The following is a 21,547-nucleotide window of genomic DNA, read 5'->3' as shown; positions in this document are numbered from 1 at the left end:
AACTTACGGGGTTCACATCACCGCCTAGTGGGTCTTATAGTATATGTGATCTAGTGGGTTCTAAATCGACTTATTTTTTAGGAGTAAGTAAAGAACTAAGTAGATGGGTTTCTACTTGATTTATATATTATTCCCGCTCCCTTAATTCAAGGTTAAACTCTTGTAACTATCAGAATTTTCTTATTTAGTATAAGCCATCTTCAACCAAACTGACTCACCATTCATCTCAATTTGAATTGCATTACCTACACGGCTCAACACTTTGTAATTATCGTTCAAAGTAAAATATTCCATGATTCCATTATTACCTTGAGCTACTTGGTTGCCCAAAGCATTACCATAGCGATCTGTTAGAGTAACGCTCTGCACTGGAATATCGTTATTGTAATCAGCTACCGGAATACTTATATCATTGTTACGAGCGTACCAGCCTGAGCCGTATGTTTTCCATGAATCAACAACATAGACACCGTCCAACTGAACTGTGTCAGTTTGATTGTTATTCTCTGCTGGTGGCGTAACATTATTACTTGCGTCTTGGCCAGCAGTAAAGAAATCATCATACAATTGTGAAACATCGAATACACCTAATGAACTAGCAAAGGTTGCTTTTGAAGTCCACTGCCAAGCGTGTTCAGTTGAATACCAGCTTTGTTCACTAGTTGGAGTGTATGGATAACTCGCAATCCATGATGGATCTCCATCAACTGACACTTCGAGATGTGAACCCATAGTATAAGTTGTTGAACGATAGCCTCCAGCACGTTGAACCTCATTAATAAATGCTTGAACAACTGGTTGCATTGCACGGCCCATATTCATTTGGTAGGAGTTCTCAACATCAACCGCAAGAACTGCGCCTACTGGTAATCCATCTGCTCGTGCTTGTTGTACAGCATAATCAGCTTCTACAATAGCTCCATCAATGGTAGTGCTACTTAAAAAGTGATACCCATTGACGTAAATCCCCGCATCAATGGCCGCCTTAATATTTCCAGCAGCTGTCCAATCTGAAAATGTCGTTCCCTCTGAAATTTTGGTCGTGACCGCCTTAACACCATAGTTATCACGCATAAATCGGAACTCATCTGCTGACATTGCTCCATTATGATTAGATACATCAATCATGTCATATCGTGGTGTATCGGCGTGAGCTGATTGACTAAACACCGCCATTCCACCGAATACAAAAAAGGCCGATGCAATCGCAACGACCAGTGTTTTTAGTTTATTCAATTTAACGTCCTCCATTTGCCAACAATAGCGCTTCAAAACCTGCAATCTTATTATTTAGATTTTGAATTGTGCTGTTTAATTGCGTTACTTCTGCTTTTAACTCAGCTCGCTCCTGTAACCAAGCTTGACGATCTTCTACTGACTCCCGTAACTGGTCCATTAGCTCTCGATTAGCATTCATCAATTCCTGATAACCATCAGTTGCTGCATCAATCATCGTTGGCTTAGCCCTAATTCCAGCAATAATTGCCTTAGCAAGCCAACCAATTGCTCCGCCAATTATTGTGGTGATACCTGCTGTAAACACTCGCTTCCCCCTTCTATACTGTTGGCACTCCCGCAATCCAAATCATTGAATCACCTGTTTCATAAGGAGTTGAAAATCCTCGTAAGTAATTTCCTGATGGAAAACCATTTAATGATGTAGTGTAAATTTTCCCATTATTGCTAATCAAATAATCAACATAGTCTGATCCATCTTCATCTACCACTCTAAGTGTGACACCTGAATTATCGCCCAAACGATTAATAATACGTAATCCAACCGGTACTTGTTCTTGAGCCAATTCCATCCGAGTATTTGAGGGAACATTTGCAGTCATTCTTCCATTAGGGTACGGAATAACCATGTTGCCTATACGTGTCAATTGCATTCCAAATCCATACGGAAAATTAACTTGACCGATGTCATATGAATAAGCATCCTTATTTGTTAATCTCCATTTACCGCTCACTCCCATGAGTGAATCAGCCGCTGGGAAAGAACTTCCGGTATTTTGATCGATTAAGGACATAAAGATTGGGAAAGTTAATAATCCCGTTTTAGCAGTACCAAGTGATTTAAAAGTAACTAATTGTCCCTTCTTCACATCCATATTGGGTTGCCAGTCGATAAGTCCAGCGTTGTCAGTAGTTGCCAATTCACGCCATCCAACGATTTTCCCATCACTAACAGCAGTTACTTTCATACCCCCACCAAAGTAATAGGCTACAATTGCACCTGTTTTTTCAGATGTCCCCACAATAACTTGTCCCGCGTACCACGGATTAGAGAATGGAGCATTGTCAATTGTTACACCTGCAACACTAAATCCACCGGAGTACTTGACCATATCTGCCGCGACTTCTGCGAAATCCTTAAAAGCCGCTGCTTGCCCCTGTGTCTTGCCCATTAGTTCGGCGAAGTTCTTTTGAATTGCTTCCGCTCCATCGGGCATTCCTTTAATAATTTGTTCCATGATTTATCCTCACTTATCCTTTAAATCCATTGTTTTCAATAGACATTCCAACTGACCGATGCCCTTGCGATAAAAGATATTTACCGTCTCCTTGATCAACTATATTCGGGCTAAGCATTTGTAGTGAGTCAGGTAGAAATATCCTTAAACTTTCACGGTTTAGATATACAACTCTGACGTTCACAATCTCAACATTTGAGCCTCCAAATAGTCCATCCGGCTCATCGCCAAGGCCGACCATTCCCAAACCGTATTCCCAAGTCCACGCATTAACCAATGGATAACCATCAAATTCATGACTGAACGTGATACCAGTATCAACGCTAGGCTTCAACTCATTAATCTGATTTTGCAAATTCGTGGCAACGTCATCACCTAGTGAAGCCTGAATACCTGAAAACCACTTCTGAAAAGCATCATACATACTTTGTAACGAGTTTTCTTGTTCAGTCTTTCCATCAGCAGCTGTCTGTCGTGCCTCTTCAAGAATTGAATTCAAGTTCTCTTCTGCTGATGTGTAAACCTGTTGTAGCATGTCGCGATACTGATCTTCTAGTCCACTAACATCTACTTTTTCAAAAGGTGAAGCATAACCACCAACATCATTATTGGAACGAGTATCAGTAATTGCAGACGACGTTACAGTTGATGAGTTCTTCAATACTTTAACTGTTGCGATTTGAACTTCATAAATGAAATCATCCCTTACAACTGAAGTAGTCCCACTTTTATAAACGAGTTGAATCAAACGATTTGATAAGTCCAGTTGTAAGACAACCGAGTCAACACGATCCTGCATATTTGATGCAACGGGAACGTCGAGTGTTGCCTCGGTAGTGTTCATAAATTGACGACCATTAATATTAGCCGCCCCTGATAAGACTCTAATTCGCATTGCCGGTGTATCCATTGCTTTGACTTGCAACGCATTCCCCACATTTATAAAGACTCCATTCGTAAACAAATGAGTAAAGAACAAAGCGAAATCTGCGTCACTATACGTCCTGTCCCCACCTATGTCTTGAAATGGAAAAAACCATTGTGCCATTTAATTACCCCTTTTTATAATGTCTTTGATAGTTGGCGACTCGTTACCGAACGTTGGCGTCATTGTGTGACCATCAGAGTCCCAAACTTCTTCAACCGAACTTAATATCGCTGTCTTGGCCATGCTAAATAAAGTCGAACTTATCCTCACACGATCGCCGACGTTATAATCTTTTCGAAATTCAAACAATTCACTGTTTAGATTAACAATTCCATTCACTTCTAGGACAGGCATACGTTCCGCCAATTTGTCCTTGCCACGTTGGATTAAAGCATTCGTATATTGATCATCGTTTAATTCAGTCTCAGAACCATCATCATTCTTAACCGTATGTTGTAAGTCTCGAGCGTCTACATATAACTCTCGTCGCTCAATTCCCGACAGTTGCGTGCCGATATATACACCTTTTCGATCATTACCTTCGCCTTCACCAAGAACATACGCTGTATCTCGCTCATCATAGACAGCGTTCTCAAAACTTTCTTTCGTCAAATTATCGAACTCTTTACTAAACTCAATCGTGTCAGAAAGATCATTGCCCTTAAACAAAACGATTTGTTGGACTGGATTAATATAATTAACCGGAACTTCCTTGAAACCAAAGTCATAAGTGGTCATCAGGGTTGTTATTTCTTCTAACACGTCTCCGTAAGTTTTCTGATAAGCGATATTTTCGCCAACAATTCCATCAATGTTGTCACTTAATGTTAAATATGCGAGTTTTCTTTTTTCATCAGAAGGATTGACTGCATGTTGCTGAATCAGGTCTGCCACTACCCTCTCCACTAATCGTGAATCAGTAGAGTAAGTATTCATGATAATTCGAGTATCAAGTTTCGCCGCTATTGATTTACCAGAGACTGTTGCAAAACCATCATCGTCTTTTTCAACTATTGTCCTATCAATAAAAAAGAATTGTCCCTTTAACAGTAGAATGTTCTCAGCTTTAAACAGCTGAATATTTTCTTTAGTAAGTGGGACTTTGAGCGTAAAGTCGTCAAAGTTTCGATAATTCCAATTAATAGTTAAAGAAATTGCCGAATCAAAAAGAGCAGCTGATTCAAAATTAAATCCTGAATCACCCACTCTGTTAAATACCTCAATATCAATTTGTTCGATCGCTTCCAAAATTACACCCCCAAAACTAATGGACTATAATCAAGATTTGCAATAATACCTTCCAAACCTGAGTCCGCCTGTATTTGAAGGTAGGTTTGTCCCTTATTCAAAATCAAGAAAGTTGATCCAGGAGTTCGCATCGACATTGCATTAATTGCATCTTTACCATTTTCTTTAAATAAAACCTGTTTCTGATTTCTAATAGTGTTTATTGTTACAACATCACCAGCCTCAAAAACATAATTAAATCCAAAGTATTCTTGTGTTCGGACATTATAAATTCGAGGATTTCTTACGGCCTTTGTAAAGTTCAATGTAAAAATCGCACCAACAGCAGCATCACCAGCATTCTCAATAGTGATAATCTCACCTGGCTTCATCTCTGCAAATTTATAGTCTTTAGTAATTTGCAGTGGGAACTTAAACTTATTCTCGACTTGAGAAAGTGGAATTAACTTATTGTACTCACTACGATCACGCCAATATGGGTCAAGTGCCTTAAATTGAAGAGAACCTTTTTGAGTTAATGAAGTATTGTCCTCTCCTTCATCAACGCCTTTGATTACCTCAACATCAATTTCAAATGTCTTATCCAAAACTTCATAGATGATCGTACCGGATAACGCAGGATTTAAAACTTTAATAACTCGCTGTTTTAAATCCTGTAACTCATTAAATGACTCTCCTTTGATCAATAAGATTATTTCCATCTCACGAACTGAAATTTGCCGTGCCACTTTTTGTGCACCGTCAACTCCGAATAAATTTTGTGTTGTAATGGTCGTTTCAGGGGTACCAAATCCAGAAAACGAGAGCATATAAAAAGGGGCAAAACGCCCCATTACTAGCTCTTCGCCATCAGTATTCTTGTATATCACTCTTACCTTTTCCATACTCCTCCTCCATTAATAGGCCAAATCATAACCCATTTTCCGCATTTCATTCCTAGTAATTCGTGCTTGTTCAACCTCACTTGGGTTATCTCGAACAATGTTGGTAATATTTACCTCTGCTGTATTTGAGACCGGAGTTTGATTATTACTATCATCACCACTAATAGACAATTGATTTTGCATAATTTGACGAGCCTGTGTAAGTCCACCTTGCGCTCCAAAGTCAATCGTTGCGCTTGGCTTAACCATCGTCAACTTTCGAGACATCGCCTTCATTGAGTCAACAGCCTTGTCCGAATAGCGATCAATACCGGCTGCGACACCAAGTGGAATATATTGTCCGACTTCGTCACGCATAACACGTGAAGGCGAATGAATATTCAAGAAGCTCTTTACTCCTTCAACTGCTTTCTTTCCCATATCTTTCGCTGCATTAACAACATCCGATATCTTGTCCTCAATACCTTTAACCAAGCCACTAACCATATATCCCGCCGCCTCTTTCATATCACCAAAGAAGTCTTTAACAGAATTTACAGCATTTGAAACACCCTTGCCGACAGTAGAAGCAACATTCCCAATTAATCCAGATATACCACCAATAAGACTAGTAATCAGGTTTGAACCCATACTTCCCATATTTCCAAGGAAGCCACCAATTGCACTAAGCATTTGAACAATTAGGTTAGCTCCTGCCTGAATCAACGTTCCTAACAATGAACCAATACCACTGATCAGTGCCATTATTAATTGAACTCCAGCTGCTAACAACTGTGGAACCATCTGAATAATTGCACCAACTAAGGCGACAATCAACTGGAACGCCGCCATTACAAGCTGAGGTAATACCTGAATCAATCCGTTTATTAATGCCATTATTAATTGAACTCCAGCATTGATAATCTGCGGTAGATTTTGAATAAGCCCATTTACTAATGCCATAATTATTTGAATGGCCGCAGTAATTAACATTGGCAACATCGTAATAAACCCGTTTACCAATGCAGTTATTAACTGAATAGCGGCATTAATAATTTGAGGTAGATTTGCAATCAGTCCATTAACCAAAGCCATGATTATTTGTACAGCTGCATTAATCAGCAAAGGTAACATCGTAACAAACGCATTCAATAGCGCTGTTATCAACTGAATACCTGCATTAATAATTTGAGGTAAATTAGCAATTAAGCCATTGACTAGCGCCATAATTATTTGCACTGCCGCAGCAATCAACATTGGCAAGGCACCCACAATTGCACCTAGCAAGGCCATAATTATTTGCACACCGCCATTAACTAATTCGGGGAGTACAGCAGTAAGACCTGTAACTAAGCTTTGTATACCATCAGTAAAGGCTTGTACAAGTGCAGGCAGTGCGCTAACAATCGCCTGCATTAACCCGTTGATTAACTGTATTCCGCCCTGAACAATAATTGGTAGTGCGGTGGTAAGCGCACCTGTTAATTGAGTTATGATCCCTGTCATCGCCTGAATTATTTGTGGTAATGCACTAACTAACCCTTGGATAAGCATAGTGATAATATCTACTCCAAATTGAATTATTGATGGCAACATTGATGTTAATCCGTTGATAACCGTTGTTAATCCGTTCAGCACATTTGTAACAAGACTAGCAAAGTTAGATGCCATCAATCCGATAGCATCGCTGGCATTTCCAGTCTGAATAAATGCCGCGGCAAATTGTAATAGTAATTTACCTACAATTCCGATTGGAGCGACTAGCGAAACGATCAATGGACCGAATTTATCAATCAGACCAATCACTATACCCATCGGTCCAGATATACCAGCAAATACCCCTCCCACCGGAGCAAGACTCCCAAGCCATGAAGAAATAGCACCGATCAATGGACTAATATAATCCATCATTCTTTGGAAAGCAGAATTAATAACTTGCACCGCGCTACTAATAAACGTACTTGCACTTTGCCATGCGCTTACTAAGAAACTAGTAAAAGAAGACCATGCAGCCTGGCCAGTTTTAGTTTGTGTGAAGAAATACGTTAATCCTGCTGCCAGCGCGGCAATTGCTATGACAATTATTGCAATAGGATTATCTAACATTAGTAACCAAAGTATCTGCATTGTTTCGATCATACTACTAATCGAAGAAATAACAGAAGTAACTGCTCCGGATATATTCATTGCAGCCTTTAAAATCCCAAAAGCTGTGGCTCCGGCTGCAAGGCCAACAACAAGAGGCGCTATCCAATCTTTATTGTTATTGACAAAGTCATACAAAAACTTAATAGAGGTAGCGATACCCTGGACACCGACTGCTACAACCGCATTGAACGTCTTAAAAGCTGCTGCCACATTATCTTTTTGCATGTCAATTAATGCCGCAATATTTGGCAAGCCTGCGTTAGTCAGTCCTGTGTCAATCGCTGTAATTGTATCAGCCAACCCTTTAACAGTCGCATTCTTCAAATTCTTAAATGATGTTCCTATTCCTGCAGTTGCAGTTTTGGCAGTTGCCGCAAAACCATTTGCTCCATCATTAAGCTCCATAAATTTCTGATTCATTTGATCCATGGTTATGCTTCCATCTTGTAGAGCTTTATATAAATCATTTTTAGCTGATTTGCCGGTAAAACCAAATGACTTTGCAACCTCATTCAAGGCATAGGGCATTGTTTCCGTTAAAGTTCGCCAAGATTCCATATCAACCGTTCCGGATGAAAGCATTTGAGAATATTGCTGAACACCTCGAGAGGCATCATCAGCACTTGCTCCTGATGCCAAGAAAGCGTTATTTAATGCTACTGCAGTTTTAGCACCTTTATCAGCACTACCAGTTAAAATTGCAAAACTTTGTGCACTTTTCGTAATTTCACTTAATGAGGTAGGTAAGCCATCTACACCTTTTTTTAGTGATTCAGTAGCCTTAGCAGTATCCTGTGCAGAAAATCCCATTTGTTTCATTACTTTTGGAAATTGATTTAAAGTATCAAATCTAGCGACGGCATCAGAAACAGATTCTTTAACAACATTAAATCCTGCTGAAACAGCAGCCATTGCTGCTCCAGTTATAGTCCCAAATTTTATCATTGACGAGCTCGAGGTATCAGTCGCACCTTGAAAACCTTGCATCGCTCCTTTTAAGTCTGCAACACCTTTAACAACTGACCCATCTTGCAATTCAACCGCAATAGTAACTACTCCATCAGCCATATTTTATCCTCCTTTCCTCAAATATCATCAGGTAACCGATACTCATTCTGTAACTTGCGCATCCGTTCCTTTTCTTTAGAACTGGTTCCCTTTTCAGGTTGCCAAGTTCTAATTTCAATAATTCGTTTAATTTTGGTATCTTCCGGCAGGTCTCTGAATAACAGCATGAATTTTTGATACGACAGTCGCCCAAATTCTTGGTGTAGGTCAATGTGATATGCAGTAAAGAAACTAGTCCAGATATAATCTGCATCATAACTAAAAGACACTACTGGGTCAGAGTCATCCTCTTCCTTGGCGGTGCCTTTTCGCTTTTTTACAGGATTACCATTCAAGTCTAGACGAACAGGGTCTTCTTTTTTTACATTGATATAGTTGTCAATTATTATTCCTAAAAGTTCCCCTGCCTTTTCGGGTGTTAAGATTTCCTCAATATCCTTATCAACAAGCAACCTCAATGCTCCATATAATCGTATGACATCATCTTTTTCATTTTCAAATAATTCAAAAACATCAAAGACATTATCAAAAGATAAATCAATTTTTAATGAAATTCCTTCAAAATTAAGTTCATTATTTTCAGCTTCATTCAGCTTAAACATGATCAATTACCGTGAATTACGATTGTTACGTCGCTTCTTATTCTTGCGGTTCTGCAACTTGGCAATCTTACGCTGGAACTCTTGTTCCTTATTCTCCATGGAAATACCGACAGCTTGGCCGATAATCTGCATCATCGTTGGCATAAGTGCCAAGATCTGTCGTAGATCTGGATAGTGCTCATACAACTTCACGAAATCGCCAGGAATAAAAATATCATCCATGATACGAGTTAACGCTTCTTTTTGAAGACGTAACACTTCTGCCAAATCTTCCCACTTTGCATCGCCTTTGTTATTCGCTACTTTAGCTTGTAATTCATCAAACTTTGGAAGTAAATCAGAGGCTCTGTTATTCACATACTCTTCGGGGTTTTCCGACATATTTTGCAGTTTGAGCAGGTTCTCTTCAGTGTTAATAAAACGCATCTCCACGCTTCCGATTCGTACCGCTAGATAACTCACTTCAAACGGAATTGTTACAGTTGGTGTCGGTTGATTTTGTTGCAGATTTTCATTCATGATATTTTATCCCTTCTTATTCCAAAGATTGTTATTTTAAGCTATTAAGCAAAAGATTGTTATTTTAAGCTATTAAGCACCAGCTCCGGTGTCTGAAGCCTTGGTAATCGTGGGAGTACCAACGAAGTCCAAATGACCTGTAAAGTCTTCAAACTCCGTCGCGTCTCCGCCACCAGCGACAATTTCCAGTGCCTTAGCAGCACCAACAACAGTTGAGCCATCGCTCTCAACAACTTTATGCCACAACATACGTTCTTCATCGGTAGTCTTACGCTTCATTCCAGCAATCAGTTGTTGCGCTGGGTCCGCAGGATCATAAGTCCCTTCGTAACTCCACTTCTCCGAACGACCGGTAAGAATATCCAATTCATTGCCATCACCAGCATAATCGCCGGCTGTGTCAGTCTTTTCTTCAGAATCATCAGAAATCGTTGTAATGTTTGCTGCCAATGGCAACCATACTTTCTCATCAGCATCGGTTGGCATAGTTCCACCATTGTAAGGTGCAATAAAGTGCTTACGTAGTGCATTTTTCTTACGTGCCATAATTATCTGTTCTCCTTTTTAAATACGAATACTTGCTTTAACATCCAACAAGTAAATGAAAAAGCCTTTATCATCCACATCTTGGAGAAAAGGCTTATCTACATTTAAATCATTAAATTCATACGACGAATTAGCACTTTCAACTTTAAGATCGAAACTGCTTAAAACATCATTTATTCGCCATAATGTATCATTAGCAATTTCTTGCTTTTGTGTCTTGATTGCTATCTCAAAGGGCAATTCAACATCTCTAGCGCCACTCATGTCCTCACTAATGACCTGACCGCCAGGTAAAGGATAAACACTAATCCCTTCGTTGGCATCCAAAAAGCCCTTAATCGCGGTGAATGGTAACCCCTCAATATCATTGATTACATCAGCCAAGCGACTAATAAAATCGTTATTCATCCTTTCATCACCGCCTTTGCAAATGTTCTACCCCACTTAGGAGCATACAGAACCTTAGCCTTTAAATCCCAACGCTTGCCGGTACCGCTTGTCGTGTAGTTATGAAATATCTGTTTACCATTAGTTCCATAAAATTGAGCTCGCGCATAGACCTGAGTATATTGAATATCTCCCTGCCTTGTTACACTCCCAGAAGCGCGTAGTCTTTTAGACTTCATTGGAACCAGTCTATTCATATCAAGTAACATTTGATTGGCTGTAATATATTGAGCCTTAGCTAATTGAGCAGGACTAAGTTTCTTATAAATTTTTGATAAATCAACGTGAACATCAATCTTTGCATTAGCCATTAAATGACCTCCAACTCCCAGCTATAAATATCCACTGATGTGTCTTGGTTGTTAGAGATAACTCGATTAATCAGATACTGCTGTCCACTTTCATCTGTAACACGAGCTTTGAGCCAATCATCTGAAATATTTACGTCCGATTGGTTAAATGCGTATACCATGACAACACCCTCAGCGATTACTTGTCGCGAGTTTCCTGTTCCTTGATATACTTTATCTCTCTCAAATCGTACGTTATTCAATCGTATTCCCGCGCTATACATTGGATCACCCCAGTCATTCGGGCCAACATATAACTCCACAGTTACCGAATGTGTCAGAAATAATGGATTTGGATTCGCTAGCATACTGATACCCCACTATATAAAAGGCCAACACTTAGTAATAACTCATACGCATCAGAAGACAACGTTGATCCTCTGCTTGATGTGTTTCCGCTATCCCCAAATGACATGGATGTTCTACCAATATTTTGTGACTTCAAATCTCCAGCATTTAGTCGATCTTCAACCGTCAAAATTCCATATCTAAATTGATATTCAATCTGCACCGCAATAGCTTTTTTGAAAGCATTCTTGCGCACTTTGACATCATTATCTAGATCGTGTTTTTGATAGAAATAATTTGTCTGAACATCAATATTATCAATTGCTCTAACAACTAGCTCGTCAAACTTCTTTTCAGTAATAGAAGATAAATGCATGTCCTCATATTCTTTGAATGTTAGATACTCCATTTGAAACTCCTAACATGTCATCATTCTGTCACTTTTGAGGTTTCCGCTAAAATTTCATCAGCTGCCTCAATCAAAGCTGAACCCTTTAATGATCCAGAACGTCCCTCGTTATCATCAGCTAATAAATCCTTTAACCGAGTAATAGATGTACTTACTGGGAATTCATCTCCTGCTTTATAAGTAATCCCCGTTTTAAAATCCACAAAATCAACCAAAACGATGTACCTACTGGCTTTCTTAAATGCTGCCATGCTTGCCTCCTTGTCACGGTCTATGGTCCTTTCAACCGCGGCCTTCAATTAGCTAATTAACTAGGCACCAGGTGTCGTAGTTTTGTCAGCAGAGCGAACAATCAAAGCCTCATTTGCAATTGCGACACCATAGTGTTGATCTGCATTAAACTTCGTCGCCTTTGTATCAATATCTCGGGCTGATTCAGCCAACAAATCGCGCTTCATGTAAATCTTCAAAGCACCTGGCTTTACTGCTAAGAATTGACCTTGCTCCAACTTTTGAGTACGAACTACTTCCCATCCCAAAAGTTCTCCAAATGCACCAGAAACTAGAATGTTATCACCAAGTTCAGTTGCTCGAGTCCAACTTGTTGTTGCTAACTTCCGAAGCGTTGCCGCATCCTTGTAAGAAACAAATAGTACTCCAGTTTGATCGGTGGTTTGTCCTTCAATTGCGTCAGGTGCATCAACGAAAGTAGCTTCGATCTTATCAATTAAATCAAGATCAATTGATGCATCAGATAGAGTAAGTGGTGCCTTCAAAGCTGCTGATAAAACATCATTGTCAATCTTTGACGCCAAAGCCATACGGACCTGACGTTGCGCCTCGCCCATTGGGTCACCTAAACCAGACAATACAGCCTCATCTGTAAGCGTCACACCCTTTGCAGCTTTTTTGATACCGATCTTAGTTGTATCAGTCTCTAGCAATGAATAATCAATCGGTGCTCCTTCTGCAACATCAACAGCATCACCAATATATTTATATGATGGCACTGTTAATTCGTCACCAGGGCGTCCCTCCAAAGTTGTGTCAATTGAAGCGATACCTGTAAACTTAATCGCCTTTGGCAATTGAGCTTGGATAATCTCGCCCATTACCTCTGGATCAACCATGTTAGTTAATTTAGTTACTGCCATTATTCCTGTCCTCCTGTTAGTGCTTGATATGCAGTTGGATCACTTGTCTTTAATCCAACTAATTCTGAATATGAATAATCTGCCAATGATTTTGTGGTATTGCTGCCACCAGCTGGCGGATTACCATCATTTACAATCTTCGGTCCACCAGTTTTGCCTGGATTATCCGACTTAAACAAGAAATCATTTTCTGTCTTAACTGACTCAAGTTGTTCACTCAAACCAATAAGCTTGCCATTATCATCAAAATTAACCTTATCGGTATCAATCAATGCCATAACAGCCTTATTGTTTAGAGCCCCAACTTCTGCAAGCGCGGCTTCAACTTCATACGACTTCTTAGTTGCATTGAGTTGCTCTTTTGCCTTGGCTTCTGAGTCCTTCAAATTTTGCTGTAACTCCTCGAATTGCTTAGCAAGTTCACTGCCTTTTTCAGCCTTTCCCTGCGCTTCTGTGAGCTGTGAAGTTACATCATCAACCTGAGTTTTTAATGAATCACGTTCTTGCTCAAGAGAAACCTTTTCTTGCTTCAAAGGATTGAGTTCTTTACCATAAGCCCCCATTACAGACTTGATTTGATTTTCATCTAAACCAAAACTCTTTAGCGTCTCAGTATCCATACTGTCCTCCTAAGCTGTTGTTAAGTGGGTCAGCTCCCACACAGATTTTGTGTATGAAAAAAGAGCAGTTTTAGGACTTACTCAGGTCCAAAATAAAAACACCCACTACATTGTAGGTGCTTCATTAATTTGATTTTAATTTGTACGCGTTATCGATAATACCTCGCATACGTTACAGGAATTACTTCTTAAGCACTTCGCCAAAGACTAAAACGGTCATTTCTGTATCTGATCAAAGAGATCGTCATGAACTGACTCCATGATTAGTCCAATTTTAGTTGGTTCACCTTCGCTATTGAAACCATAGGCAACGGTCGCATCAGTAAAATCATCAAACCATTCTTTAAATACTTTATAATTTTCAAAATAAACTTCAACTCTGCCGTCCTTTTTTTGCACATTAGTTGCTTTATCAAAGGCGCCCAGATTATCATTATTTTTTTTATAAGCTTTGGTAGATACGTCGTATTGATCTTCAGTTATTACTCCAGATAACATAGCTTATTTACCTTTCCTTGGAAGAACCTTGAATCAGATTTCCAGTTTCTACATTAACCGTTACTTTTCCCCGATCTGACTCATATACATTCACATTCTTACTTCGCCTACTTGTAGTAACGGTACCATATTTCAGAGTATAAATAATAGTTTCAATCGAAATTCCTTCACGCCGAAGGTTATTGCTTCCACCTTTTTGTCTGACCCCGATAACTCTGCTTATGGAATGCATCGAATGACTCTTAATGATAACGCCATCCACCGTTTTCAAACCATCAATTGAATCATGCATTTGTTTATCTACTTGTAAATATAATTTAAAGTCAGCTAGCGTTTCTACTTGAAGCTCTTCACGATCCTTAATATATTGTTTCAGCAATCGGCTTGTATACACATTATCATACACCAACCTCTTAAATTCTTGAAGCGTAAGGAAGCCACTTCTACCAAGCTTATTTACGGCATCTGTGTATAAGGCTTCAGTCTTCCCAACTTTTTCCCGTAATAATTTGTTTGTTGACTTCATAATCTTGGAAGCTTGGTATATCTTCTCTCGAGAATAGTCTCGGTTAAGAAAATCGTTAGAAGCTAGAAGCTTGCGTAACCCTGCTTGTCTAGAGTTCAACAATTGTTGATACTTATTAACCAAACCTTTATCATCTAGTAACTTGGCTGCATGTAGCTTATACTTTGCGTCACGAATGCCACGTTCATAGGAACGTTGTTTAGCCTGTTTCTCTCCATTAGCAATTGCATCCTTTGGGTTAGGTATCTCTTCATCAGGTAGCTCATTAACCCCAATTACGAACGGAGTTAAAACATGGTGGCAATTAATTCCCATTGTCCCTGAAGCACTACCATAACCATGCTGCCAAATAGACTCTACATAGCCAATTGCTTCGTCGCCACTATCAAAGCCTTGAGTATTTTTTGTTACTATATGCCCTTGAATTGGCGCACAAGCAGGACGAGCTGCCGCATGAGAACTCATGTGAAAGGTTGAGATACCAAACTCATCAGCCGCCTGCATTCGCATATCGTTATAAACCCGATAAGTAGTCGATTCCATAACCGTCCGAGCATACCGATCAATGGACCATTCATGACCACCTTTATCCGTGAATGATGAAGATATCCCCTTATCAATCCACTTCATAACCACATCGGAGATTGCTCTATCTGCTGTCTTGGTTCCAGTAACAACCTCAGCAACAGATTGCTCAATCATCTTTTTATAAAGTCTCATCGTGGCGTTGTCGCTCATATTGGTAGTTAATAAGGTTTGATTTACCAAGTTATCTATATCTAAAAAAGTTTGATTAGCGAGCGAAGATAATGCTTCTTGTACTCCATTATATGAGAAGGTATCGGCATTCAAATCATTAGCTAATTGTTCCGCTGTATTTGAATAGACCTTTAATCCCTCATTCTCGATAATCTGATAAAGCAATTCCTTGGCGATACCGGTACGTTCAAGAATCAGTTTGATATTTTCTTGATTAAGCATATGCATATCGTTTAGCTTCTCGAGTTGCCACAAATAGGGATTATCTTGTAAATCAGCTACACCACGCTGTTTAATACGCTCGATCAACCTCATAAATAACTCTTGTCCAAGACTTGAATAGATATCGCCAACCATAGAAGCCAGCATTGTCATTTGATCTTCGTTGACTTTTGCCATAGTTACTCCTCAGTCTTATCGTCATCCTTACCCGAATAAGCCAAATCATCTACCGGTTCCTTTGGTCCAGATGATTCATCTTCAATCTCAGCAATAACTTTCATGGCCTCCGCCTCATCAACGTTCAATATTTTCATAATGGCACGTTGCTTACTCTGCAAACCAGCAGCGACTGCCTTTGAATAATAGTCTAGTTGTGCTGCCTTATCAGTAAACACGCCATCATCAAAGTTTAAATTAACATCATCTAGAGCAGGTATTTCTCCAACAAATAACCCTGTTGCTTTTGCTAGCTCTAAGATAGATATAATCAGTTCTTGAATTGCGCGTTCAACATTATTTAGATGTGAGTTGCGTGTTTGATATGTCATCGAGTTCTCGGAAACAACCTCGGTTGCAGTTTTCAGACCTTGCGCATCAAATGAGAATGTACCAGCTGAAAGCCCTGTCTGTAGCTCATAGGTCTTAATGAATTGATTGATAGACGTAATATAGCTATCCGAACGAATGTCGCTGGTCATATCTTGAATTCTGCCGTCTTCGGAAGTGGTACCAGTAGAAATATAAACGCCCTCTTCAGGATCAAACGTTCTTGTGAATTTACCATTCTCATCAATATTTACCTTGACCATGTCTTTTGGAACAGCAACTTTGCGCCGTCCCATTCTAATTTCCCAGTTGAACTGATCATAAGCATCATTAATTTGCTTCAACGTTGTATGAGCATTATCAAAGATAGATAACCCTAAAGGCGAGGAGATATCCTTGTTATTCATACCGAATGGCTTTAAGTAAACAAATTGTGGCCGTGATAATCCCTCAAAGATTGTCCTAGATTCAAGATTTGCATAAGTCTTATTACTCTGTAAGGGTACCAATTTTCCTACCACATTAGCTTCATTGGAACGATATAACTCATTCTCAATAACGTAGTTATCGCCGTTCCATGAATGAAACTCTAATAGAGTCCAGTAGACATTCCGTTGCCCCTCCACCGTGACTGACTTAGTAGCAATGGCTGCCTCTGACACGCTATTTACATTTGAATGCAATGGAAAGAATACAGGCGCCTGAATATAGGCGATTTTAACCTGTCCTTTATCTGTATAAGGACGCATAGCCAAACCACCTAGAGCTAAAGCTGATTCCAAATAACGCTCGAAGTTTTTGATGAAGTCGTTATTAGCTAATACGTCATGAACGTATTTATTAGCCGTCTCATTCTTGGCGATTTCAAACGTCATTTGTTCATTAAAAATGATTGATGATAATCGACGAACGCTAACTTGTGCCATGTTTAAGTGCACATAAGGCCGTTGGATATCCTCGCCATAAACATTTTTATATACTACTGGTCGGAATCGTCCTTCAAAGTATTTTAAGTTCTCATGAATACGATCATACTCACGAGTATCAATCCCAATTCGTGGATGATCCGTAATATTTGTTAAACTGCCTGATGACATAATTCCCCCTCTCCTAAACCAATTCATAATCGTATCTACTGCACTCAAAGTCTCACCTCCTATAACTTCAAACCAAGTAATGAAGCGTTATCTAATACCATGTACTGAAAAGCGTCAGCCGTATGATCATCCTCTTTGATTACCTTTGGGTCATCAGTATCTAAGGTCTTCTCGTCGTACCGATAATTACGATGCTGTTCAATGAATATCTGATTATTCTCCACGTCTAAATAATAAAAACGCCCTTCAGCAAGTAGCGAATGGACGTTATCAATCATTATCTGTTTTGTTTTTTTAGCTACTCTGTGCCAGGCAATGTCATAGTCGTTAATATACTGATTTCGCAGTGCAGCTTCAGCTGAATCAATTGTCCGCTTTTCAATAGGTAATCTACCCCAACGTGTGTCTTTCAACTGTTGTTGAATAAAATCATGCACCCTCTTAGAGAGTTGACTAGGTGCCAGCTTGTGAGACTTACCAGCAGGAGAGTAATACATGGTATCTAACAAAATAACCTTTCTCTTTGCTGTAATTCCAAATAGCAACACAGTAGTTGCTGACTGTGCGTGCCCACCATCTAATGAATAAGCAACTGTTATCAGTGGGTCATCTTCAAATAACTCGGTAATGGGATGAAACATATCCATGTTGTAGACATTGTTACCAAGTCCAACCGCTTCCCCCAAGAATTGCCACCGATAATACTCATTATCGTTAGCCTTGTAACGTTCAATGTCATCAAGATACTGCTGAGATAAAAAGCCCCGCTTATCATCTAGATACGTCGAGTGATCTACCTTCCAACCCTCAACAGTCTTTTGCTCCTCGGCCCAACCATTAACCCATGCATATGGGTTTCGTGGCGGATTAAACGAGTAAATGGTTTGTACCTTATATCCGTTAGGCAGCTTCTCACGAGTGTAAGTAAGCCTGACTGTGTCAATCTCGGCCCAATCCTTAAACTCTGCCGTCTCTTCAAACCATAACCAACGAACATAACCTTTGGCTATCTTTGCCGACTTCAGTTTCATAGGATCATCCACGCCGTAGAAATAGAACCCCGTTCCAGTTAACTTATCAATAATCTGCAATGGGCTTTTCTGTAGTTTAAAACGACTTTCTAATCCTAATTGATTAATAGCCCAAACTATTTGTTGATATACAGATCCACGAACAGTACCAAATACCTTTCTAAATACTGCAACATTTGCATTAGCGTCAGTCAGAAAATATGTCAGTAACCACATAGAAACTGCTGATGACTTAGTAGATGCACGGCCACCGGATAAAATAACATCTGAGTAAAGTGTTGAATTCTTAAATAGAAAACTAAATCTAGGGTTAACAAACTTAGCTATATTAATCTTCTTCATTTATAACTCTCTCTTCGTTATATTCGAAACTTATCTCTTCTGCTACACCGCTTGAACTCCTATTGAGACTTGCATTATATTCTGCCATATCAGCATCAGCTTCTAACTTCCTAATTTGTGCATTCAGCATTCGATCACTAGCGGGGTAACGCTTCAATATCTCCTTAGCAGCTGCCATTCTTGTTTTTGCATCAGGTGTCTTATCTACCGTATATTCGCCTGCTACAACCGTTTCAATCAATTCACCCCTAGCAATACTAGTTAGTAATTCAACCGCCTCAGTTGCGCTCATAACACGGTCAGATTTGATTTTATTCATAGCAGTTTCGATGTAACATTTAATAGCAGGTTTTAGCAGGTTCTCTTGTCCAATTACTCTAGCTGTCTTTTCGCTATAACCAGCCTCAACGGCAGCTTTTGTTGCATTCCCAAGCTCAACGTAAGCATCCGCAAATCGCTTCTGTTTTTCCGTTAAATTCATAACTACATCTCACCACCTCCCATGTATAAAAATAACCACTCACCCATAGCGTTTAACTTGAGTTAGTGGTTTTCGCCTTTTAATATGTATAATTCTATTCATCTTTGGATATGATCTATCCAGACATCTTAGTATCTTCAATTCTTCGTCACCAGATACTAAGCCATACTCTCTATCTCTTTTCATAACTACACAACTCCCACCACCTTTCATTGCAAAATAAAAAGGCAACAGCCTTAAGCCATTGCCCAAACTTAACTTTATTACTTTACTCCACCATGACCGGCAATCAAAGCTTCTGTGTTCATCTTAGTAAGAACCGCAAATGGAATTCCAGCGGCCTTCATGTCGTTAAACGCATTACCGGGATCAATCGAAATAATAACCCCATCAGCTAACAAATATACAGCGTTTTGATCACCATATACTGTTGCAATATCTGCTTTAAATAAAAACATCTTATATACCTCATTTTTCTTTTGTGAAATAACATCATTCTTAAATTTTTCGTACCAATAACGTGCTTGTGTTTGTCGAGCAGGTTGATTTGGATTTAGTGGTCGCTCATAATACCTAATAAACAAGAATGCGCTATCTTCTGGGCTTACTGCCCGTTGCGTAAACTGCTTAAATGACATATTAGCGTTGATCCATTGTTGATTATTATTTACTTCCCACTGAATTCGCTTTAGTTGACTATAAATATCTTTATAGTTTAATCCTTGGTTTTGCGCCCAAGTAATGTACTTTGATGCTGGCGTCCATTGAACCAAACCATAACCAACATTCATGTTACCAATCTGACCAGATTCCCAGATATCTGGGACAATTCCACTTTCAGACTGCATATTCCCTAGAATTCCAGCGGCGGCTTCCTTACTCCAGCCATCAGTACCAACCAAATAATCAAAAATAATTTTCGCATTATCTTCTTGACTCATGCTTGACCTCCTTATAAAAAATTTATCGAACAAATTAGATTTAACGTTGTTCCTGCGTCTTATCCTTTTGAACAATATAAATATACAACCCAATAACTCCCATTGTTATCTAACAAATCAACAAATTTTATTCCAAAATAAAAAGGTAACAATCAAATGATTGCTACCTTAACTTGATTATCTAACCTTTAACATAACCTACTAGATTCTACGTCTTTTAATATCCTTAACAACCATGTCTTCTAATATCAAACTACGAATACCTAAATCAATATCTTCCTGAATGCTTTTCAACTCAGGATTACTATCTTTACTAATTACCGAAATTTCCTCATCGGCTGTTTTTTTATTCCTATCATCGCCGCCCGTAATTTGCTTTGCAATTTCATTCATTTGCTCGTCTAATTCAGCTATCTCTTCTTCTGCCTTTTCTATTTGCTCCTTTATATCTTTATTTTTCAAATTATCAGCTTCTTTTATTTTAAAATTTTCTAAATCAGCAGCTTTGTTTTTGTTAATTTTCTTCATAGTCCGAATTATTCCACCACCAAGGCAAATCGAAACACCAACAATGAATATTAATGGACTATTTTGACTTATTTGCTTAGTCTCAAAAAATTGAGGATTTTTCTTAGAAAACTTATTTCTAATAAACATATTAGTTCCGAGTATTTTTATTCTATTATCATCCTGAATTACCGCTACGATTGGTCTATCTATTGTATTAAATTTATTAAGAAACCCTCTTTTCAAAACCTTTCGTTGCGATAAATTTCTTTCGAAATATACATTATCAAATTCTATTAAATACTGACTAATATTTTTCAAGACCGTATTACGAATATTTTCAAATTCTGCAACGTATTTCACTTTTTTATTTTTTAAATCATTCACATAATCTACATCCTCATTTATTAACTGTAAAAGTTCACTTGAGGGTTTACTCGTAGTATTTTTAAGTGATGTTTCTATAAAGTTATAAATTTTGGGAACGATATTTTTTGTATCTGGGTGGTTCACATCTATCGAATGAGTCTTACTGTTAAAAACCACAAAATACTCTCTATATATTGAAAATCCAAGTTGAATTAAGTCAAACTTCTTATTTTTGCCAAATGAAATTGGTACTCCGAGATAATAGAATGTATTGATATCCTTGGAAATTCTCATATCTAGAACTCCATCATTGAGTTTTTTATATGAATTACTATACTGCAAGCTTCCATCTAGGCAAAGGATATTAGATTTACTGATTTCGCTTTCAAATTGCTTATCCAGCTCCGCTAATAATTCATTTTTATAGTAAAGATTATTTAAAGAATTTGATATCCTATTAATTTCCCAATTACTATAATAATCATTGCCTGACCTGTTCCCTTGAATTTTTAAATCCATTTTTGCAATAAAGTTTTCATTTTTTTCAATCATGATTTGTCCCTT

At 38.7% G+C, this 21,547-nt stretch carries 24 protein-coding genes; all 24 read right to left on the bottom strand.

All coding sequences use genetic code 11. From position 1 onward, the window contains the following. Positions 1 to 180: 180 nt before the first annotated feature. The 24 genes from ESZ50_RS08080 to ESZ50_RS07965 all read right to left on the bottom strand — a co-directional run bounded on the left by ESZ50_RS08080 (position 181) and on the right by ESZ50_RS07965 (position 21,535). Entirely contained in the window at positions 181 to 1,236 is a 1,056-nt protein-coding gene (locus ESZ50_RS08080) for a GH25 family lysozyme (RefSeq protein ID WP_187387590.1), read from the bottom strand. 1 nt (position 1,237) lies between these two features. After that, positions 1,238 to 1,543, bottom strand: coding sequence for a hypothetical protein (locus ESZ50_RS08075; protein WP_148623062.1), 306 nt, complete (start codon positions 1,541 to 1,543; stop codon positions 1,238 to 1,240). Between the two features lie 13 nt (positions 1,544 to 1,556). Then, positions 1,557 to 2,474 carry a hypothetical protein gene (locus tag ESZ50_RS08070; protein WP_148623061.1) on the bottom strand — a complete coding sequence of 306 codons (918 nt, stop codon included), beginning with the start codon at positions 2,472 to 2,474 and terminating at the stop codon, positions 1,557 to 1,559. A 13-nt stretch (positions 2,475 to 2,487) separates the two neighbouring features. Next, positions 2,488 to 3,522: a hypothetical protein gene (locus ESZ50_RS08065; RefSeq protein WP_148623060.1), complete on the bottom strand. Its 1,035-nt coding sequence runs from the start codon at positions 3,520 to 3,522 to the stop codon at positions 2,488 to 2,490. Next, positions 3,523 to 4,650 (bottom strand): siphovirus ReqiPepy6 Gp37-like family protein, encoded by a 1,128-nt coding sequence (locus ESZ50_RS08060; RefSeq protein WP_187387589.1) that lies wholly within the window; start codon positions 4,648 to 4,650, stop codon positions 3,523 to 3,525. A 2-nt stretch (positions 4,651 to 4,652) separates the two neighbouring features. Then, positions 4,653 to 5,534, bottom strand: a complete 882-nt coding sequence (locus ESZ50_RS08055; protein WP_148623058.1) for a phage distal tail protein — start codon at positions 5,532 to 5,534, stop codon at positions 4,653 to 4,655. A gap of 12 nt (positions 5,535 to 5,546) precedes the next feature. Next, positions 5,547 to 8,729, bottom strand: a complete 3,183-nt coding sequence (locus tag ESZ50_RS08050; RefSeq protein WP_148623057.1) for a tape measure protein — start codon at positions 8,727 to 8,729, stop codon at positions 5,547 to 5,549. A gap of 17 nt (positions 8,730 to 8,746) precedes the next feature. Continuing rightward, a complete protein-coding gene (locus ESZ50_RS08045; protein WP_148623056.1) occupies positions 8,747 to 9,331 on the bottom strand; it encodes a Gp15 family bacteriophage protein in 585 nt (194 codons plus the stop codon). A gap of 6 nt (positions 9,332 to 9,337) precedes the next feature. After that, positions 9,338 to 9,850, bottom strand: a complete 513-nt coding sequence (locus tag ESZ50_RS08040) for a hypothetical protein (RefSeq protein WP_148623055.1) — start codon at positions 9,848 to 9,850, stop codon at positions 9,338 to 9,340. A 72-nt stretch (positions 9,851 to 9,922) separates the two neighbouring features. Beyond that, on the bottom strand, positions 9,923 to 10,396 hold the full coding sequence (locus tag ESZ50_RS08035) for a phage tail tube protein (protein ID WP_148623054.1): 474 nt from the start codon (positions 10,394 to 10,396) through the stop codon (positions 9,923 to 9,925). An 18-nt stretch (positions 10,397 to 10,414) separates the two neighbouring features. Continuing rightward, positions 10,415 to 10,804 (bottom strand): minor capsid protein, encoded by a 390-nt coding sequence (locus ESZ50_RS08030; RefSeq protein ID WP_148623053.1) that lies wholly within the window; start codon positions 10,802 to 10,804, stop codon positions 10,415 to 10,417. After that, entirely contained in the window at positions 10,801 to 11,154 is a 354-nt protein-coding gene (locus ESZ50_RS08025; RefSeq protein ID WP_148623052.1) for a minor capsid protein, read from the bottom strand. Before ESZ50_RS08025 ends, ESZ50_RS08030 begins: the two co-directional genes overlap by 4 nt. Beyond that, positions 11,154 to 11,501, bottom strand: coding sequence for a putative minor capsid protein (locus ESZ50_RS08020; protein WP_148623051.1), 348 nt, complete (start codon positions 11,499 to 11,501; stop codon positions 11,154 to 11,156). The genes ESZ50_RS08025 and ESZ50_RS08020 overlap by 1 nt, the downstream gene beginning before the upstream one ends. Beyond that, positions 11,495 to 11,890 carry a head-tail connector protein gene (locus ESZ50_RS08015; protein ID WP_148623050.1) on the bottom strand — a complete coding sequence of 132 codons (396 nt, stop codon included), beginning with the start codon at positions 11,888 to 11,890 and terminating at the stop codon, positions 11,495 to 11,497. Before ESZ50_RS08015 ends, ESZ50_RS08020 begins: the two co-directional genes overlap by 7 nt. Before the next feature lie 20 nt (positions 11,891 to 11,910). Further along, positions 11,911 to 12,141, bottom strand: coding sequence for a hypothetical protein (locus ESZ50_RS08010; RefSeq protein WP_148623049.1), 231 nt, complete (start codon positions 12,139 to 12,141; stop codon positions 11,911 to 11,913). A gap of 60 nt (positions 12,142 to 12,201) precedes the next feature. Beyond that, positions 12,202 to 13,044: a N4-gp56 family major capsid protein gene (locus tag ESZ50_RS08005; RefSeq protein WP_148623048.1), complete on the bottom strand. Its 843-nt coding sequence runs from the start codon at positions 13,042 to 13,044 to the stop codon at positions 12,202 to 12,204. Beyond that, the gene (locus ESZ50_RS08000; RefSeq protein WP_148623047.1) at positions 13,044 to 13,664 is read right to left on the bottom strand and encodes a phage scaffolding protein; all 621 of its coding nucleotides are present in this window, start codon (positions 13,662 to 13,664) and stop codon (positions 13,044 to 13,046) included. Before ESZ50_RS08000 ends, ESZ50_RS08005 begins: the two co-directional genes overlap by 1 nt. Before the next feature lie 216 nt (positions 13,665 to 13,880). Then, positions 13,881 to 14,162, bottom strand: coding sequence for a hypothetical protein (locus ESZ50_RS07995; protein ID WP_148623046.1), 282 nt, complete (start codon positions 14,160 to 14,162; stop codon positions 13,881 to 13,883). 7 nt (positions 14,163 to 14,169) lie between these two features. Further along, complete coding sequence (locus tag ESZ50_RS07990) at positions 14,170 to 15,846, bottom strand: phage minor capsid protein (RefSeq protein ID WP_148623045.1); 1,677 nt, start codon at positions 15,844 to 15,846, stop codon at positions 14,170 to 14,172. Positions 15,847 to 15,848: 2 nt separating this feature from the next. Continuing rightward, on the bottom strand, positions 15,849 to 17,360 hold the full coding sequence (locus ESZ50_RS07985) for a phage portal protein (protein ID WP_148623044.1): 1,512 nt from the start codon (positions 17,358 to 17,360) through the stop codon (positions 15,849 to 15,851). Between the two features lie 11 nt (positions 17,361 to 17,371). Beyond that, positions 17,372 to 18,685: a PBSX family phage terminase large subunit gene (locus tag ESZ50_RS07980; protein ID WP_148623043.1), complete on the bottom strand. Its 1,314-nt coding sequence runs from the start codon at positions 18,683 to 18,685 to the stop codon at positions 17,372 to 17,374. Then, positions 18,672 to 19,166, bottom strand: coding sequence for a terminase small subunit (locus ESZ50_RS07975; RefSeq protein WP_148623042.1), 495 nt, complete (start codon positions 19,164 to 19,166; stop codon positions 18,672 to 18,674). Before ESZ50_RS07975 ends, ESZ50_RS07980 begins: the two co-directional genes overlap by 14 nt. A 263-nt stretch (positions 19,167 to 19,429) precedes the next feature. Next, positions 19,430 to 20,107: a phage tail tip lysozyme gene (locus tag ESZ50_RS07970; RefSeq protein WP_148623041.1), complete on the bottom strand. Its 678-nt coding sequence runs from the start codon at positions 20,105 to 20,107 to the stop codon at positions 19,430 to 19,432. Between the two features lie 201 nt (positions 20,108 to 20,308). After that, the gene (locus tag ESZ50_RS07965) at positions 20,309 to 21,535 is read right to left on the bottom strand and encodes a hypothetical protein (RefSeq protein ID WP_148623040.1); all 1,227 of its coding nucleotides are present in this window, start codon (positions 21,533 to 21,535) and stop codon (positions 20,309 to 20,311) included. Positions 21,536 to 21,547 lie beyond the last annotated feature (12 nt).

The organism is Weissella muntiaci (assembly GCF_008107635.1).
Lineage (GTDB): Bacteria > Bacillota > Bacilli > Lactobacillales > Lactobacillaceae > Weissella > Weissella muntiaci.
This window is presented reverse-complemented; position numbering and strand designations above follow the sequence as displayed.

What these genes read in the sequence shown, in the direction of transcription:
- ESZ50_RS08070 (WP_148623061.1), bottom strand. Translation starts at nt 2,474, where the DNA reads ATGGAACAAATTATTAAAGGAATGCCCGATGGAGCGGAAGCAATTCAA.
- ESZ50_RS08065 (WP_148623060.1), bottom strand. Translation starts at nt 3,522, where the DNA reads ATGGCACAATGGTTTTTTCCATTTCAAGACATAGGTGGGGACAGGACG.
- ESZ50_RS08055 (WP_148623058.1), bottom strand. Translation starts at nt 5,534, where the DNA reads ATGGAAAAGGTAAGAGTGATATACAAGAATACTGATGGCGAAGAGCTA.
- ESZ50_RS08050 (WP_148623057.1), bottom strand. Translation starts at nt 8,729, where the DNA reads ATGGCTGATGGAGTAGTTACTATTGCGGTTGAATTGCAAGATGGGTCA.
- ESZ50_RS08045 (WP_148623056.1), bottom strand. Translation starts at nt 9,331, where the DNA reads ATGTTTAAGCTGAATGAAGCTGAAAATAATGAACTTAATTTTGAAGGA.
- ESZ50_RS08040 (WP_148623055.1), bottom strand. Translation starts at nt 9,850, where the DNA reads ATGAATGAAAATCTGCAACAAAATCAACCGACACCAACTGTAACAATT.
- ESZ50_RS08035 (WP_148623054.1), bottom strand. Translation starts at nt 10,396, where the DNA reads ATGGCACGTAAGAAAAATGCACTACGTAAGCACTTTATTGCACCTTAC.
- ESZ50_RS08030 (WP_148623053.1), bottom strand. Translation starts at nt 10,804, where the DNA reads ATGAATAACGATTTTATTAGTCGCTTGGCTGATGTAATCAATGATATT.
- ESZ50_RS08025 (WP_148623052.1), bottom strand. Translation starts at nt 11,154, where the DNA reads ATGGCTAATGCAAAGATTGATGTTCACGTTGATTTATCAAAAATTTAT.
- ESZ50_RS08020 (WP_148623051.1), bottom strand. Translation starts at nt 11,501, where the DNA reads ATGCTAGCGAATCCAAATCCATTATTTCTGACACATTCGGTAACTGTG.
- ESZ50_RS08015 (WP_148623050.1), bottom strand. Translation starts at nt 11,890, where the DNA reads ATGGAGTATCTAACATTCAAAGAATATGAGGACATGCATTTATCTTCT.
- ESZ50_RS08010 (WP_148623049.1), bottom strand. Translation starts at nt 12,141, where the DNA reads ATGGCAGCATTTAAGAAAGCCAGTAGGTACATCGTTTTGGTTGATTTT.
- ESZ50_RS08005 (WP_148623048.1), bottom strand. Translation starts at nt 13,044, where the DNA reads ATGGCAGTAACTAAATTAACTAACATGGTTGATCCAGAGGTAATGGGC.
- ESZ50_RS08000 (WP_148623047.1), bottom strand. Translation starts at nt 13,664, where the DNA reads ATGGATACTGAGACGCTAAAGAGTTTTGGTTTAGATGAAAATCAAATC.
- ESZ50_RS07995 (WP_148623046.1), bottom strand. Translation starts at nt 14,162, where the DNA reads ATGTTATCTGGAGTAATAACTGAAGATCAATACGACGTATCTACCAAA.
- ESZ50_RS07990 (WP_148623045.1), bottom strand. Translation starts at nt 15,846, where the DNA reads ATGGCAAAAGTCAACGAAGATCAAATGACAATGCTGGCTTCTATGGTT.
- ESZ50_RS07980 (WP_148623043.1), bottom strand. Translation starts at nt 18,685, where the DNA reads ATGAAGAAGATTAATATAGCTAAGTTTGTTAACCCTAGATTTAGTTTT.
- ESZ50_RS07975 (WP_148623042.1), bottom strand. Translation starts at nt 19,166, where the DNA reads ATGAATTTAACGGAAAAACAGAAGCGATTTGCGGATGCTTACGTTGAG.
- ESZ50_RS07970 (WP_148623041.1), bottom strand. Translation starts at nt 20,107, where the DNA reads ATGAGTCAAGAAGATAATGCGAAAATTATTTTTGATTATTTGGTTGGT.
- ESZ50_RS07965 (WP_148623040.1), bottom strand. Translation starts at nt 21,535, where the DNA reads ATGATTGAAAAAAATGAAAACTTTATTGCAAAAATGGATTTAAAAATT.